Origin of the sequence: Psychrobacter sp. UBA2514 (assembly GCF_002341255.1) — a bacterium.
In the GTDB taxonomy this organism is placed as follows: Bacteria; Pseudomonadota; Gammaproteobacteria; order Pseudomonadales; family Moraxellaceae; genus Psychrobacter; species Psychrobacter pacificensis.
The window spans coordinates 72,786-89,120 of record NZ_DDNS01000010.1 but is presented as its reverse complement, the minus strand read 5'-3'; the positions used below and the strand labels follow the sequence as shown (position 1 = coordinate 89,120).

The window sequence follows — 16,335 nt, the reverse complement described above, 5'->3', positions numbered from 1 at the left end:
AATACAAGCGTAGACCTTGCCATTACGCTTTAACTGGCTGTGGTTTTATTAACACCGATTAGGCTTGCTGCTGTTCTCGCGGTAGAACCGGCAACAAATAGCTCGATGAGTCTGTTTTGTTTATACCAACTTAGTTTACTCTTTCTCATAGTGCTATCCTAAATAATTTTACTTATCTAGGACAGCCCCAAAAACAATTAGTCTAAAAAAAAGACTTAGCAAACGTCTCCTTTAAACTCTTTGGCTCACGGCGCTTGACGTCGTTGAGTTTATGGCGAGTCTCGGAGGCGACTTGATAGGCCTTGAGACGCGACTGTTGTAAGTTTCCGATAGGACGGTTCTCTTCAAGACAGCGAAATGGGGTAAAGGATAGATTCTCCATAATCTCAAAATTACCGTCATCTGGTACGTCTTGGCAAGGAAGGGTTAAACGCGCTACGGTGACAAAGGGCGTATCCGACTCTTGCCACTGCGTCGTAATCTCTTCAATCGGCTGCTTTTTGAGATTACGGCATAGCTGAATCTGGATATCAAACTGATAATCATGTTCGCGTATCTCCTCGACGATAAGCGGTCGCAGCGCCTCTTCGCGGGCGTCGACATCGACATCACGGCGCGTGACTTTTTTGACAGAAGCGGCTGTTGGCGTTGCCCGTATCTTTGCCATATAATCACCATGACGCACCACACCTTGCGAATGAAAGTCGTATAACAAGGTATTTTTTGGTTCAATCCTCGTAAAGCCGCCGATAGCTTTAAAGGTTTTAATCGACTCTTTGGTTGGTAATCTTGAGCCGTAATTGGTCAGCCAGTTAAACGCCAACTGCGCTTTACCGATCGCGCCCTTCTCCGTGTATTTAGGTAATTCCAAAAACAGTCTTGAGAGATAGGTATACTCCTCAATTCTATTGCAAAAGAACACCGGATGATTGATAAAGTTATAATCAAAGGTCGTACTGTCCTCCTCCCCGGGAGCGAGCTTCTTACCCGGTACGTCAAAGACTTTAATCGCGAGACCTTGAGCAAAGCCCAACTTACGATCAGCGAATACTCGAGATGAACCGTTGGACAAACGAATCACCGCATCATGAATGCCCGCTTTAGCATACAAACCTTGCGCGTACTCTTTGGGAATATCATCTAATATCTCAAACTTAGCTTTTAGTGCGCAGTACCCCTTGGCATGCGCATCACGCGTGTGATAATCGATATTGCTAGCTTTATCACTACGCGCAATATAGCTTTTGATATCGTCGGTAATAGTACGAATGTTTTTTTCGTCCTCAGCATTTAATTCGATATATTTTGGATCGTAGGGGACGTATTTGGGTTTAAATAATTTTTTTAGCATTATATTTCCTAATTTTATTCATGATTATTATTGTTAAGTGGTGACTATTATAAATGGTACTGAGAGTTAAGACAGCTCGCTAATCCATTTTAGCGCCGATAAACTCGGAATAAAAAAGTACTCGCCGCCGTGCAAGGTATTAAAGGTTTCAATACCATGGTAGCGTTTGCGAATTGGATCAGCCGGAACAGTAAAGGTATCTGCATCGCTGTCTTTATCACTTCCTCCTTTATCACCAGAGTGCAAACCAACCATAGGATCTTTTTCTTCGCCTAAGCTCATAAAGTTGCCATCGTTGATCCACTGTGATTGCAAGAACTCAACCGTCTCCATGGCATGAGCATTAATACCAATAAAAAACAGACCGCGATCTTTGCCATCGTCCTCTATTACATCGGATGGCACAACTTCACCAAAGCCCACGCTACGTCTAACGATACGGTGAATACGCACATCAGATAAAATAAAATCTTCGCTATCGCGTGGGTTCATACGCCTGATATGCGCGCCAAACGGACACTTTTTACCGTAAGGATCGTCTTTATAACCAAAGTCGTTATTGCGGCTAGGATCATCGCCAAGCGCTTTATCATCATGATCGGGAGACAAAACGAGCGGCGCGCCTGAACGCCAGCGTCCCCACATTTTTGCACCCAGCAGCTCCGCCTCTTCTTCGCTGTCGGTATTATCTTTGCGGTATTTATTAAAAGTAGCAACATGGCTATGATAAGCACGTAACACCATAAACGAGCCGTTCTTGCCTAAGACTTCAGGCTGCGGCATAGGTGCAACTAGTCCTGCCTCCCCTTCGTAACCGAGCACAAACTCCCCTGCGGCAATAGGATCGCCGTCATGGTTCGAAGGCGTCTGAATACCACTGCCTTGAATCTCAGGATTACTGATACCATCACGATAACCAAAGACGTTTTTGACGTTGTCATTTGAACCAAAGTCCTGCTCGATTAGGATTTCTACATCACCATTAGCAGGATTGTCCACATCGATATGATCGGTAAGATGATCTCGAAGCTCATCAAGTTTGGCCTGCCATTTATCTTTGGTATCAGCGATAATAGCCGCGCCCACATGGATATCACCCTTATCCCCAAAAGGTGCCATCCAATTCTCAGGGGCATTAACATCAAAATCGCGTAACTGCTCAGCACGCGCTGCCATACCTGCTTTAAAAGACTCAGGAAAGCTATCAAGTGATGACTGCGGTACACCTAATGCTTGTAGACCCTCGTAAGTCATGACGATAGACAGCGTGGCTTGCATGTCTTTGTGCCAGTCTTCACTACCGGTTACATCAGGCAACACCTGTGCTAGCATTTGTTTGCCAACGTCAGCATTATTGATTTTTAGTGCTACTACCGTGCCAAAATATGGGGTGGGACGCTCACGTAGGACGATGGATTGAATATCTTTTAGCTGCATGGTGACGAGATTGGGGTTAAAGACCCCGCGCGCCCTACGAGCCATCATCTCAATACCGTCACCGACTTCCTCTTTCACACCTTTAAGCCACGTCTCAAAATCACTGTTTTCGATGCGATTGCCAAACTCATCTTTTAAGTCTTGCAACTTATCGGTCAATCCCGTTAAAGGTTTGTTATCATCATTACTCATACATCGCCCTATTCATTTTTTATCGTTATTAAAATATGATCGTATCAAAGCCCTGAAATTTATGCGCTTAAAAATACAATGTCTAAAAAATTAGTTTGTTTGCGCTTCATCTAAAGCTTTATTGATGCCTTTAACAATACGCTCATGACGGCGAATATCTTGTACCGTCAGATGCGGGACGCCTACGTACCAGCCTGCAGCGGTAATCTGATGATCAAGAATAAACTGCTTAACACTTGGGTCTTTGATACCCGGCCAGCCTTCGACATTGCCGAATAAAATATCCATGAGTTCAGGAATTTTGGTGGCGAAATCATCAATATAAGGATCCCAGTCACCGTCATAAGCGGTGCAAAAAAGCACTCTTGTATCATTATCTAAAAAGACGAAGCGCAAATCGTGCAAAGTGCCTACCCTTGTCGCGCCTTTTAGATTGCCCCCTGCTATTTTTAGAATCTCTTTGAGACGGGCAGCGCCGCCGTCTTTTAGCGGTGCGATAACGGTAAGCTCGGATACTTTGCCTGACTTTAGACCTTTCTCGCCGGCGCTAGAGATTGAGTGATCATAACCATCATTGCCGCCCTCTTTTAAATTCGCCACTAACAGATCTGCCCGCAGTTTAAAGGCATCCATAGACTCAGTGATTTTATCTTTCAGATCTTCTGAATTATCGATAATCCGCTCTTTATTATTGTTTTTACTCATAAGTCTTTCCTATATGATTGCTGTTGAGCTATTACCATAGCAAAAACGGTAAAAGGCTCAAGTAATAGCGGACTAATCACACAAAACAAAACATAGATTTAACAATAACGTTTTAAATTGCAGCAGTGTTACAAAAATAGACGGCGCACTTACCGGTGCAATAAATCTTGGTCGTACTTATTAAGTCTTTAAAAGCATGACTGTTTTTGTACTCGTTATTAAATACTAAAAAAGCTTGGCTACTCTAGGTAACCAAGCTTTGAAATCATACTTCGAGTTTTTATAATTATTTATATAGTCAGTTCAAAATAAAATTGTTATGGTTAGGACAAACATCATAAAACAATTTGGATAAGTCGTTTTCCATCCAGCCTTGGCGTAGAAACTTTACTTGTGCCCATTTCTTTTCAATGGAATTCAGATCAGGGCTGTATGGTGGCAGCCATAGAATACGATGACCATGCCTATTCAGTAGCTTTTGAATACGCTTACTCTTATGAAATCTGGCATTATCCATCACAATCAAGCATTTGGTTTTAAGACTTGGGATTAGCTTGTGTTTGCACCAGTGATAGAAGACGATGCTGTTGATGTTTGTCTCAAAGTAATCTAGGGCAAACAGCATCTTTTCATACAGAGCACCGATAACGTTGGTTCGCTTTTTACCTTACCAGTTGTAGCTATCGATACAAGGCTTACCAATCGGTGCATAACCATGAGAGCGAATGGTCTGACTCTCAAAGCCGCGCGCGTATATATAAACGATGGGGTAGCCTTGCTGCCTAAAGCTATAAAGCTTACTGTGGTATATCGCTCTTTTGATCGGACAGGCTTTTGGATGTTCTAAAGTCTTTTTTTTGACTGATACCAAGCCGCTTTAGGGCATGATGAATGCCTGTTTTACTACAGTTCAAACGGAAATACCCCCCAAATTTAAAACACCAAATAAGTAGAACTAAGCTGCCATTATACTATCGATATCCTTCCAATTTTCTTGCATCTCTGCGAGTATAAGCCTTATCTGTTTGCTCAAACAAAAAATCCTAATACCACTTTTCATCGTGGTATTAGGATTTTTTTATATCTTTTCTATATTAAAAAGAAGTACGGCGATAGTGACGGTATTCAGGTAACCAAAAGTTTGCCTCTATTCTGCGTTGTAAGTTTTCCGCGGTATCAGGTAGTGCCAGCTTATCTTCAACCGCTTGCACTGCTACGGCATAGGCTATTTTTTCACTAATCTCTCTGATCACTTTGATTGGCGGTAGTATAGCACCCGGTGCTTTTTGGTACTCCATAGAGATATCTGCAAGGGCTTGGCTTGCCGCCATTAGCATATTATCACTGATACTTGTCGCCTGAGCCGCCAAAACGCCAAGACCGATGCCTGGGAATATATAGCTGTTATTACACTGAGACACCTCAAAGGTCTGGCCATTGAAGGTCGTGGGAGGAAAAGGACTGCCTGTTGCAATGATGGCTTTGCCACGACTCCAGTTCATCACTTCTTGCGGTGTTGCCTCAACACGAGTTGTTGGGTTTGACAGCGGTAATACAATTGGATGTTCCGTATTGGCGCATAACGCTTCGATGACCTCTTGGGTAAACAGACCTTTTTGGCCACTGACACCGAACAATACCGTCACACCGCCTTGCTGAACGACTTGTGCCAAACCGAGCTTGTTGCTCTTGTCCCAATGCGCAATGTCTGATTCTTTTTGTACCAATGGTACTTGGAATTTTTGTAGCTCGGTCATGCTGTCGGTCAACAGACCATAACGATCCACCATAAATACTTGGCTACGTGCTTGCGCTTCAGTCAACCCTTCACGCTGCATTTGGCGAACAATATGTTCGGCGATACCACAACCTGCCGAGCCTGCGCCCAAAAACGCGATTTTTTGCTCGCTTAATTTTTGACCTTTATTCAAGCAAGCAGCAATCAAGGTACCGACCGATACCGCAGCTGTCCCTTGGATATCATCATTGAAACAGCATAGCTGGTCACGATATTTATTCAATAATGGGGTGGCATTTTCCTGTGCAAAATCTTCAAACTGCAATAACGCTTCTGGCCAACGGCGTTTAACGGCTTGAATGAATAAATCCACAAACTCATTATACTCATCGCCAGAGATACGTGGGTTTCTCCAGCCCATATACATAGGATCGTCAAGGAGCTGTTGATTATTGGTGCCGACATCTAACAAGATTGGTAAGCAATACGCTGGGCTAATACCACCGCACGCCGTGTATAAAGACAACTTACCGATTGGAATGCCCATACCGCCAATACCTTGGTCTCCAAGGCCCAATATACGTTCGCCGTCAGTGACAACGATCACTTTGACGTTTTGTTTGGTGGCATTTTGCAATATATCATCAATTTGATGGCGCTCAGCATATGAGACAAATAGCCCCCGTTTACGGCGATAGATTTGCGAGAATTTTTCACACGCTTGACCAACTGTCGGGGTATATATGAGCGGCATGATTTCTTCAATGTGCTGCTCAACCAAATGATAAAACAAGGTTTCATTGGTGTCTTGAATATTACGCAAATAGATATGCTTGTCCATATCACTCGTGAATGAGCGCAGCTGATGATAAGCACGCAATGATTGCTCTTCAATCGTCTCAATATTATGCGGTAGTAACCCAGTTAAATTAAAGCTATTGCGCTCTTCTGCTGAGAAGGCACTGCCTTTATTGAGTAAAGGGGTCTCTAAAAGAGCGGGGCCAGCAACGGGAATATATAAGGGACGCTTATTTGACATGATAAAATATTCTTCTTAAGGGCATATGAATGAAAACTGTATTAGGGCTGCATTATACATAGCATCGACTGCTATTTAACAATATGTAACAAAATCATTTTAAACATGTATTTTTTTAGAGATCTTTATCATTATGCATTCCATCCTGATTCGCATCCAATCGCTGACAATATATAATTGTCTTGATAAACAATTGCCCAATTGATATAGCAGATATATACTCTTATAAAAGCATATATTTGTAAGGGAGGCTAAATTGTTTATTAATCATAAAAGATGTCCGAAATGTGATACTAGCCTCAAACGTTCTGATTGGAGCTGTAGCCACTGTGGTAACCAAAATTTGACGAATTGGATGCTCACTTTGCCTATGTGGGGCATTGGCATTTTTATCTTCATCATGATTATTCTATTGATGATTAACAATTTTTGTAGTACTGAGATGTTCCGTTCATTTAGCAAGAGTTATGGTGTTATGTGCTGATTATAGACATAAAAAAGCCCAGCTATATCAATAGCTAGGCTTATATTTATCAAGTAGCTCATATCTATCAAGTGACTAAAGATGACTAAATAAAATCCATGTACCGATGGCAATTAGCATCACACCACCAAATATTTCAGCTCTGTGACCGATTATGGAGCCCAACACCTTTCCTAACATCACCCCTAGCGTGACCATTATCGTAGTCGCTAGACCAATCAGACCTGCCGCCAGCAAAATATTGACCTTGACAAATGCTAGGCTCACACCGACAGCCATGGCATCGATGCTGGTACCAAATGCAGTCAAAGCAAGTTTGAAAACAGAATGTCTCGATAGCACTTCTGCCGTTTCATCACTTGGCTTCAGTCCCTCATACAGCATGTGCAGACCGAGCGTAAAAAGTATGACAAACGCGACCCAATGATCCCATGCCTCAATAAAAGACGCATCTATAAAGGATGTGGCAGAGTGACCAATTAACCAACCAATAATCGGCGTGATCGCTTCAATGGTGCCAAAAATAACACCCATTCTGAAGGCTTCGGTAAAACGAGGGTTTTTAAGAATTGCTCCTTTACTGATTGCCACAGAAAAGGCATCCGTAGACATAGAAAAAGCAAGTAATAGAAGTGCGATAGGATTCATGTGATTTTCTCTGGTCGAGTATAGAGTCCACGACATAGCCACACCCCCGACCTGCAGTGTAGATATATCGATGGTCTCGCCAACCGAGAGGTGTTCGCACCATGGCATGTGGCCAAGTGTGTTGATACGAACGCTTTCGCAGTACGAAAGCAGGCTACTCCCCAAAGAGTGCTTAGATTAGCATTGATACGCTATAAGTCAATCATAAAATACTAAAGAAGAATTTTACACCTGATAAAGCGTGAAGTTGGAAACGCTAGCAAATACTCTTGGAGCAGATGAATGATTTAGAGAGTTATGAACATAAAGAAACCCTTCACGCTAAATTTTCATAGCATGAAGGGTTTTTTAATGCGTGGCGCTTTTTAGTAATCCACGGTATAGCTCAAGCCGTAAGTTGTCCCTGAAGCAGGCAAACGGTTTAAATCGCCAAAGGTCGTTTGATGATACACGGTCTGATAGTCTTTGTTTAAGATATTATACACGCCGTAGCCCATACGGCCGACAGGCAGTTTGACTTGCCCAAGCACATCAAAGGTCGCATAGCCTGTTAATGGCTGCGCACTCGCGTCTGGGTCGTTCTGTTGGTCCTTATAAGCCTTGTCGCTACCGCCGACTGCCAGCGCTTGCAAGCGAATATTGCTGCCTTCGCTAAAGTTATACTGCGCGTATGCCGTGCCTTTGAGTGGCGTCAGGCGTACTGCATCCAGCTCCAGCCAGTCGCCGTCTTTTTTGTATTGCCCGCGGGTATAGGCAAGGCTGCCGCCAAACTGCCAGTCTTTGTTCAAATCATGCGTGAGCGAGGCTTCAGCGCCGTAAATACGTTCGTCCGTATCGACGACTTCGACGGTATAGTCGTTGGTAAAGCGCACGGTTTTGTCCGAGTCGTTATAAAAACCGCTAACCTTTGCGCTGGTATCACCGCGCTTACCTGTCCAGCCCAGCTCATAGTTATTGATAGAAATCGGCTGAATATTGTCTGAGTTGACCACAAATCCAGCACGCACGTCACGTAAAGCGCGCTGCACGTCAGCCGTGGTAAAGCCTTGCGAGAAGTTAGCAAAGACTTGGTCGTCATCGGTCAACTGATAGCTGGTACCAAGGTTAAACAGCACTTTGTCGTGCTTACTGCTACCCGCCTCAACCGCGCCTGCTTCGTAATCAATACCGTAAGCGTCAGCAATATCACTGATGCCATTGGTCGCAAAATAATCCGCCAATAGCTGCTCATAAATGGGCACAAAACGGTCGGTATCTGATTTGATGTTTTGATAGCGCACGCCAGCGCTGGTGTGCCATTTATCGGTCATATCCACATCGGCATTGACGAACGCGCCCCATTTATCGATGGTGGTTTTTGGTCCGCCGTTATAGCTCAGACCATTACTTGTTGAAGTCAAGCCATTACTTGCAAGGAAGGTAGTCAGGTCTTGGCCATAATAGGTCTGCTCACTCTCTTCACGTTCAAAGTCCACGCCATAGCTGAACAAGGTATTTTTACCCATGACATCGGTTTCAGTCTGCATAGCGGCGCGCAGTCCAATCACCTCAATATCCGCTTCAGACTGCGTAACTACGACCGATGCACCCAATAGCTTTCCTAAAGTGTCTGCATCGGTTAAACCATTATTTACCCAAACGTCTTTGGCTTGACTGGTAAATGATTTTCCTGACGGATAAAAACGTGCTTTTTCGTCACGATAATAGCCTGTCAGACTTAGGTTAGAACCCAAAAAGTCACTGTCATTATAATTTAGGTTGACCGAGCTTTTGGTATTGTAGGGCTGGTTTTCGATATCGGCGCCATCGATAGCACGTAGTGACGGTGTGGTTCCTTTTAGCAGTACAGACAAGTTATCACCATAGTCGACACCGTAGTCGGTATCTTGCTCGCTGTCATAATAAGTCGCCGCAAGATTCATGGTCTTGGTATCGCTGATATCAAAGCCAAGGTTTGCGTTGACGCTGACAGTATCGGTGTCTTGGTTGTCGGTTTGGTTGGCGTCAGGGCTGATGCGGTCGCCATGACTGTCGAACTTGCCACCTGTGGCTTCATAATCTATATCGACATTACCATACACGCGCTCGCCACCATAACCAAAGCTATGCCCTACGTGATAGCCAAGCGAGTCCGATTTAAACTCGCGGCTGCTGTTGATACCAAGGCGTGTCTGCCCTGTAAAGCCATAGCCTGCCGTTGATTTGGTCACGATATTAATCAGACCGCCTGCTGCCCCCGCGCCATAGATGCTGGTCGCTCCTGAGAGCACTTCGACGCGCTCAATTTGCTCAGGGTCGATGCTGTTTAGCTCGCGTGACAGACTGCGCGAGCCTGTTAATGGCACGCCATTTAGCAAATACTGTACAGGACGCCCGTGCATGGTCGTACCGTAGTTACTGACCGAGCCGCTGCTCACGCCAAGGCTGGGCACGAGCTGGGCTAAGATGTCCCCAACCGTGCGATTACCTGTCGCCTGCGCCTGAATGTCCGCCTCACGAATCACTTGCGTGACAGCAGGCATTTCGCTGATTTTCTGTGCCAGCGCTGTGCCTGTTTTGGCATTGGCACTAACTGTAATAGCATCTAAAGTCACACTAGGTACATCGCTTGATGATGCATTCGAGGTCGCCGCAGCGGTGGCCTGCACACCTGATGCGCTTTGTACTGAATTGGCATTGGTTTGGGCGTATAACTGCTGGCTGATACAAAGGGTAAGAAGAGATAGAGCAACGTGATGGCGGCTTTTCATAATTACTTCACTTAGGTGGTTTCACTTAATTGGATAGGTAGGCAGTGGTATGCGTTATATTTAGCAAATAATACTGTATGTACTAACTTTGTGAATGATATTCTAAATGATAATGATTTTTATTTCTATAAGTATTTACAAATAGGTTTTTATAAGTGGCGAGTGACCATGTTGACTGACTTACTGCAATTACCGTCCGTTTCTTTGGTAAATTTGGCGAAATGGTTAGACAGTGACATAAGCAGCTTGTCTCAAAGTTTGTTCAAATAAATAGATAAAAGGGATAAGCCTTCAAGCAGATCGTCATTGACACTGGTAATCTACATACTGCCCAACTATGAAGTTGATCGTTATGGCGCGCGGGGTAATTTGCAGGCAGAAGGAAGTGTGAACAATAGCATCAACGCGATTATCACCAGTATTTCTTGGATAGCGCTTGCTATGCCAACATCACTACCTGCGGCTAGTAGCTGCGCGCTTCGACTATGGATATAAAGGGTTGTCAACGTGATAACGATGGTAGAGATGATACGGCGACTGATATTATTGAGTGCAGCTCCCTCAGTGACCGAGTCTTTAGGTAAGCTACTAAAACCCACTGTGGTGGTTGGCAGATACGCCAAACCCACGCCGACACCGCGCACACTCATCGTCAATATGAGTAGCCAAAGTGTGGGCTGGTACAAGCACCATGCGAGCATCAAAGTAGACAGCGCACTAATCGTGATACCCGCCATACCAATCCCTCGGGCACCGCGTTTGTCTACCCGCTTGCCAGCATAATGCGTGGTGATACTGGCGACGAGCGTCGCAACCATCAGAACGACGCCTGTCCATAAAGCGCTTTCACCCATCACCTCCTGAATCAATATCGGCAATAATAAAAGACACAGCATCAAGCCTACTGTTTGGGTGATACTAATAACATTACTGTGCAAATAAGTTTTATTGTCGAACAAACCCACATTTAGCAACGGATGGCTCTGACGACGCTCATACGCCCACCAAGCCACGGCTGACAGCAAAAATAAAATAGACAATGCGCCTAATGCCACTATTTTTAACAAATCATCGCGGCTTGAGATACCGTGAGTAAAATCTATTTTGAGGGTGCTCAGCCAAATCATCATCGTCAGTAGCCAGATGATCAAACTGACAAACCCTACCGTATCAAAAGGGCTTGCGGTGTCATGCGTGCCTCTATCAGGTTCAGGTATCAATCGCCACACCATCGCCATAACGATCACACTAAGGGGTAATGTAATGGCAAATAGTGTCCACCATGCAAACTGCTCAACCAAATAAGCCCCGACCAGAGGGCCAAACGCCAATGACATCATAATAACGATGCCCCATAGCGCCATTATCCTACCGTGTGGCTGTTTTGGGTAAATCTGATATAGCATGCCAATCGAGAGCGGAATAATCAGACCGCCACTCAGCCCTTGGACAGCTCTAGCCCCAATGACAAAGAGCATATTAGAGGACAACATGCCAATGACCGAGCCGAGCATAAAACCAAGTATTGCCGCCAAATAAACCGGCTTAAAACCAAACCTTTTATTTAAGTAACCACTCAGCATCAGCCCCACACTCATGGCCAATACATAAGCATTTAACACCCAGCCGCCCAGCACAATATCGACGTCAAACACTGACATAAAAACAGGGATCGCTGGGTTGAGCGCACTATTACTAAAGCTTATGACCGTACCACCGAGCAATAAGGTCACCAGTACCCGCCGTCCTTGCTTATTGCTTAGGCGATTACTATTGCTGTTTTTGTGAGCGTCATTCATAAGCGTTTGATTGTTGGTTCATCGTTTCATAAAAAAACAAACTAACCACTAGCAGCGGTTGGCACTTTGCGAATAAGCCATAAGAAATAGCCACCGCCAATGATAGCGGCAACGGTACCAGCAGGCAGCTCATAAGGAAACATCACATACCGCCCGATCCAGTCCGCTATTACCATAACCCCCGCGCCTAAGAGAGCAGCCAGCAGCAATTGGCGCTCAAGTTTGACAGCGCCAAGAGACGTCGCTAAATGCGGTACCATCAGCCCAATAAAACTCAACGGCCCCACCGCAAGCGTGCTCGCGGTACTAAGGGCAGCGACGAGCGCCAGTAGTGATAATGTCACGGGGGTCACTGCCACACCCAAATTACGTGCGACACCCGTCCCTAAACCAAGGACACGTAAGGGTTTGACAATCAATAAGCTAAGTACCAATAAGATAAGCGCAATGCCCATCAGATACCATACTGTACTAGGCTGCGCACTGTAGGTGGTGCCTGATAGCCAACTGAGCATCGCCTCAAGACGCGGGTCACCTGAGAGTTTGACCATATGCATGACCCCATCCATCATGGCAGCGATACCAATACCGACTAACAGCAAATAGCCTGAGCTGACTCTACGTGCCAGCCAAATGACCAACAGCAGCACCGCCATCGCACCTGACAGTCCTGAAATCAGTAACGTACCTGCTCCAGCAGAGAGTCCCAAACTGGGTAATAATAAAAATCCTAAAATGACCCCAAGCGCCGCGCCTGAGCTGACCCCTAAGACCTCAGGACTGGCTATAGGGTTACGCGTTAGCGTCTGTAATAATACGCCTGCGACCGCGAGCATCAACCCTGTTGCCGCCGCGCTCAAGCTACGAGGCAGACGATACTGCTGTGTCAGCGCCCAATCTGTGCTGATCCCCCAGCCATTGATATCCTGTACAAAAAGACAAGCCAACATTATCGTGATGATCACTCCAACGCTCCATCGCCAAAACACAACGGTCTTATTTTGACCGCTCATCATAGGGGTGATGGTTTCTATCCGATCGCGGCGCTGGCGCAAAATCAGCCAAATAATCAGTGGCGCTCCTAAGATTCCCGTCATGGCACCAGCGGGAATTTGCATCCCCAGCATAGGCTCAAGCAATAAGGCAACATTACTGGTCAATAGCAATAACAATGCACCCAGCCCAAATGCCGTGACCAAGCGCTTAGCAATGGACGAGATACTTAGCGCATTGACCAAGCTTGCGGCACCAAGCCCAATAAAACCAATCAAACCAACCTCACTAATGACTAGTGCGGTCACCACCGCCACAATCACTACCACTAAGGCGCGAATACCATTGATAGGCACGCCCAAACGTTTGGCTTGTGAGTCATCTAAGCTCATCAGTGTCAGCGGCTTCAATAAAGGCAGGCAGGCTATCGCCGCCAAGGTCGCTGTGATCATCAGCGCTCGACTGCTATCCCAGCTGCTTTGTGCCAAAAACCCAGCCGCCCATGACAACATACCGTTGCTTCTTTCAGCAAAAAATAACACCAATACATTGGCAACAGCGGCAAGCAAGATATTGACGACCAGACCTGCCAGTATCAGAATCAGCGGATTGAAGCGACTAGGCGCGGACAAAGCAAACACCAAGCCCATACTCATGATGGCACCGACAAAGGCCACGTAGAGGCCACCATAAATGGCTAAACTCGGTAAAAACAACGTGACAATGAGCATAGCCAACTGGGCACCAATTCCGACTCCCAAAGTGGTGTCTGATGCCAATGGATTTTTGACCAGCTGCTGTAACAAAATACTGACTACGCCCAATAATCCACCTGCCAATAGCGCCACCACACTGGTCGCAACCAAATGAAGCTGAGTCGCCATACTGGCAATATCAAGCTGCAAACTTGATAAAAACAGATCACTGAGCGGGCGTGTCCATTCTCGCTCTAATAGTGCCCAGCCACTGCAGACGGACAAAACCACCAATCCTATAAAAATCACCCACAATCGCCAAGACGCACTGCTCACGACAGACGACGGAGGCTGAGATGGATGTGGTGGCGGCTTGGGCGATGATGTCATCACAGTTGCCGTATGTGAGGAGGACGTGGAGCTTAGGCTATTAGCGCTATGGGTGTTGCTGGCACTGCTCGCATGATTGGTATGAATAGTCATTATATAGCGCCACCTGTTAACGAAACCGTGGATAAATTATCGGCCAGACTGACCAATGACGACATCCCGCCATATATCCAGACTGGCGGCAACTCCGCCATACAGCGGCGCTCACCATAGCCCAAACGCTGCCATACCAAGCTGTCATTAATCTCAGCTCTGGTGATGGGACTGAGTGGGTCGATGATCAGCAGGCAAGTCTCATCATCTAACTGCGCCAAATCACCCATTCGTATCGGTACAAACCCCCACTGATTGCCCTCCCCTAAGACCACAAGCTCTTTGCCCATCTGTTCTAATACCACCTTAAACAGGCTGTTATCAACATACATGCGCATGTTATTGGCATCCGCAAACTGGACGACCGCGAACTTTTTGATTATTGGATAGCGCTGCTGAAACTGCTGACTGGCAAGCTGTATGTCTTTTTGACTTTGTACAATATAGTCTTCAGCCATCTTGGGATTATCAATCAATGCACCAAGCGCGCGCGTCGGTTCGGTATAGTCAGCCCACGTTGCCGCTTTTCCTTTTGCCGCAAACATCACCGACTGCGCAGGCACATCACCATATAAGCTGCGGGCATGCTCATAAAAAGCGTTATCCACAATCATATCAACGGGAAGCTGTGCAACCAGCTCAGCATTAGGCTGATAACGAATCCCAATATCGGTGGTCGCCGCTGGGAGATGGGGGCGCCCCACCCATCTGTCCCACACTCTGATATCACCAGTGGCAATCGGTGCATGACCCATCGCAGTCAGCGTTGCAGCATTGCCCCAATCAGGGGAGACGATATTAATACGGTCACTATCAATACGGCCACTATGGCTGTTTGCTGTTTCGGTAATATCTTTGGGAGGTGATGTATCAAAGTGAGTAATATCTTTGTCGGATGACGAGTGACTACAAGCGGTCAACGTTAGACAGACTAATATTATAAAAGCTAAAAGCGTCTGCCACTTGCGTACTGTTATTGGCGTCACTGACGCTGGCATGAGTATCGAGCGCTTGAATGATTCGTATTGATAAAAAATAGAAAACATAGGAGCATATCTTTTTAGGCGAGTTTGGGTGAAAGAGAAGCGATCTGATGTCAAGCAACTGCAACAGGCTGCCCAGTAATGGGATGACTGAGCAGCTGCATATCCACATTAAAAATATCGTATAATACCTCAGATTGCATCGTGCTTTTGATAGTGCCATTGTGGCAAACTCGGCCGTTTTTTAACGCAATGATTCGATCCGCATACTGCGCTGCCAGATTGATATCATGAATAATAATCACCACACTCAAGCCCTGCTCATCTACCAAGCGGCGGATAAGCTGAATGACCTCAATCTGATAATGCATATCTAATGCAGCGAGCGGCTCATCAAGCAGTAGATACTTGGTATCTTGCGCCAAGCACATCGCAAGCCAAGCACGGGCACGCTCACCGCCTGATAGCGTCGATGTAATGCGATCAGCAAATGCTTCGGTTTGGGTTACCTTTAGCGCTTGATCAACTTTATCTCTATCCATTTGGGTTGGCTTTTGTAGCCACTTTTGATGCGGATAGCGTCCGAGCATCACAAGCTCACGCACGGTAAATCCAGCGGCGTCAGGTAGTTGCTGTGGCAGATAAGCCATATGACGTGCCAGCTCCTTACTGCCGTAATCATTGATGCGAGTATCATCTAAGGTAATACTACCGCTACTACTCGCCATTTCCCCTGCCAATGCCTTAATCAGAGTCGACTTTCCTGAACCATTGTGTCCAACTAGCGCCACCAACTGCTTGATATCAATCTCGCAGCTCACGTTATCTAGTAAAGTATTCCCTTGTCGACTGATGGTCAGTTGGTTTGCACGTAACATATAGGCACTCATTATTGATAAAAATCAAAATTGATAAAAAGTAAAAAATTGGCGTCGATGATGCTTATAGTTTTGAAACAAAAGCGACAATAAAAGAGGATTTTACTCGTAAACGATAATAAAAACAATTATCATTAACCAACTAGACGTTTTATCTCCT

The 16,335-nt window shown here is 45.6% G+C and carries 11 protein-coding genes, 2 pseudogenes and 1 riboswitch; all 13 genes and pseudogenes read right to left on the bottom strand.

What is annotated here, in order from left to right; translation table 11 throughout:
* Window positions 1–32 precede the first annotated feature (32 nt).
* Window positions 33–149: pseudogene (locus B3V51_RS04010) on the bottom strand (IS1595 family transposase); the annotation flags it as partial.
* 53 nt (window positions 150–202) lie between these two features.
* Window positions 203–1,351 (bottom strand): catalase family protein, encoded by a 1,149-nt coding sequence (locus B3V51_RS04005; RefSeq protein ID WP_093068400.1) that lies wholly within the window; start codon window positions 1,349–1,351, stop codon window positions 203–205.
* Window positions 1,352–1,417: 66 nt separating this feature from the next.
* A complete protein-coding gene (locus B3V51_RS04000; RefSeq protein ID WP_093068395.1) occupies window positions 1,418–2,980 on the bottom strand; it encodes a Dyp-type peroxidase in 1,563 nt (520 codons plus the stop codon).
* 90 nt (window positions 2,981–3,070) lie between these two features.
* Window positions 3,071–3,613: a hypothetical protein gene (locus tag B3V51_RS03995; protein WP_071003634.1), complete on the bottom strand. Its 543-nt coding sequence runs from the start codon at window positions 3,611–3,613 to the stop codon at window positions 3,071–3,073.
* Between the two features lie 370 nt (window positions 3,614–3,983).
* Window positions 3,984–4,310: a transposase gene (locus tag B3V51_RS12880; RefSeq protein WP_212564400.1), complete on the bottom strand. Its 327-nt coding sequence runs from the start codon at window positions 4,308–4,310 to the stop codon at window positions 3,984–3,986.
* A 172-nt stretch (window positions 4,311–4,482) separates the two neighbouring features.
* Window positions 4,483–4,602, bottom strand: a pseudogene (locus tag B3V51_RS03990) (transposase); the annotation flags it as partial.
* 177 nt (window positions 4,603–4,779) lie between these two features.
* A complete protein-coding gene (locus B3V51_RS03985) occupies window positions 4,780–6,462 on the bottom strand; it encodes an NAD-dependent malic enzyme (RefSeq protein WP_058023721.1) in 1,683 nt (560 codons plus the stop codon).
* Between the two features lie 559 nt (window positions 6,463–7,021).
* The gene (locus B3V51_RS03980) at window positions 7,022–7,594 is read right to left on the bottom strand and encodes a manganese efflux pump MntP family protein (RefSeq protein ID WP_071001792.1); all 573 of its coding nucleotides are present in this window, start codon (window positions 7,592–7,594) and stop codon (window positions 7,022–7,024) included.
* 7 nt (window positions 7,595–7,601) lie between these two features.
* Window positions 7,602–7,769: riboswitch (yybP-ykoY riboswitch) on the bottom strand.
* A gap of 190 nt (window positions 7,770–7,959) precedes the next feature.
* Complete coding sequence (locus tag B3V51_RS03975) at window positions 7,960–10,344, bottom strand: TonB-dependent receptor (RefSeq protein WP_286708027.1); 2,385 nt, start codon at window positions 10,342–10,344, stop codon at window positions 7,960–7,962.
* Between the two features lie 350 nt (window positions 10,345–10,694).
* Window positions 10,695–12,143 carry an MFS transporter gene (locus B3V51_RS03970; RefSeq protein ID WP_093068380.1) on the bottom strand — a complete coding sequence of 483 codons (1,449 nt, stop codon included), beginning with the start codon at window positions 12,141–12,143 and terminating at the stop codon, window positions 10,695–10,697.
* A gap of 41 nt (window positions 12,144–12,184) precedes the next feature.
* On the bottom strand, window positions 12,185–14,314 hold the full coding sequence (gene fhuB, locus B3V51_RS03965) for a Fe(3+)-hydroxamate ABC transporter permease FhuB (RefSeq protein WP_286708026.1): 2,130 nt from the start codon (window positions 14,312–14,314) through the stop codon (window positions 12,185–12,187).
* Window positions 14,314–15,360 (bottom strand): ABC transporter substrate-binding protein, encoded by a 1,047-nt coding sequence (locus B3V51_RS03960; protein ID WP_286708025.1) that lies wholly within the window; start codon window positions 15,358–15,360, stop codon window positions 14,314–14,316. Before B3V51_RS03960 ends, fhuB begins: the two co-directional genes overlap by 1 nt.
* 50 nt (window positions 15,361–15,410) lie before the next feature.
* The gene (locus B3V51_RS03955) at window positions 15,411–16,175 is read right to left on the bottom strand and encodes an ABC transporter ATP-binding protein (RefSeq protein ID WP_058025721.1); all 765 of its coding nucleotides are present in this window, start codon (window positions 16,173–16,175) and stop codon (window positions 15,411–15,413) included.
* Between the last annotated feature and the right edge of the window lie 160 nt (window positions 16,176–16,335).

What these genes read in the sequence shown, in the direction of transcription:
- B3V51_RS04005 (WP_093068400.1), bottom strand. Translation starts at nt 1,351, where the DNA reads ATGCTAAAAAAATTATTTAAACCCAAATACGTCCCCTACGATCCAAAA.
- B3V51_RS04000 (WP_093068395.1), bottom strand. Translation starts at nt 2,980, where the DNA reads ATGAGTAATGATGATAACAAACCTTTAACGGGATTGACCGATAAGTTG.
- B3V51_RS03995 (WP_071003634.1), bottom strand. Translation starts at nt 3,613, where the DNA reads ATGGATGCCTTTAAACTGCGGGCAGATCTGTTAGTGGCGAATTTAAAA.
- B3V51_RS12880 (WP_212564400.1), bottom strand. Translation starts at nt 4,310, where the DNA reads ATGCTGTTTGCCCTAGATTACTTTGAGACAAACATCAACAGCATCGTC.
- B3V51_RS03985 (WP_058023721.1), bottom strand. Translation starts at nt 6,462, where the DNA reads ATGTCAAATAAGCGTCCCTTATATATTCCCGTTGCTGGCCCCGCTCTT.
- B3V51_RS03980 (WP_071001792.1), bottom strand. Translation starts at nt 7,594, where the DNA reads ATGAATCCTATCGCACTTCTATTACTTGCTTTTTCTATGTCTACGGAT.
- B3V51_RS03975 (WP_286708027.1), bottom strand. Translation starts at nt 10,344, where the DNA reads ATGAAAAGCCGCCATCACGTTGCTCTATCTCTTCTTACCCTTTGTATC.
- B3V51_RS03970 (WP_093068380.1), bottom strand. Translation starts at nt 12,143, where the DNA reads ATGAATGACGCTCACAAAAACAGCAATAGTAATCGCCTAAGCAATAAG.
- fhuB (WP_286708026.1), bottom strand. Translation starts at nt 14,314, where the DNA reads ATGACTATTCATACCAATCATGCGAGCAGTGCCAGCAACACCCATAGC.
- B3V51_RS03960 (WP_286708025.1), bottom strand. Translation starts at nt 15,360, where the DNA reads ATGTTTTCTATTTTTTATCAATACGAATCATTCAAGCGCTCGATACTC.
- B3V51_RS03955 (WP_058025721.1), bottom strand. Translation starts at nt 16,175, where the DNA reads ATGTTACGTGCAAACCAACTGACCATCAGTCGACAAGGGAATACTTTA.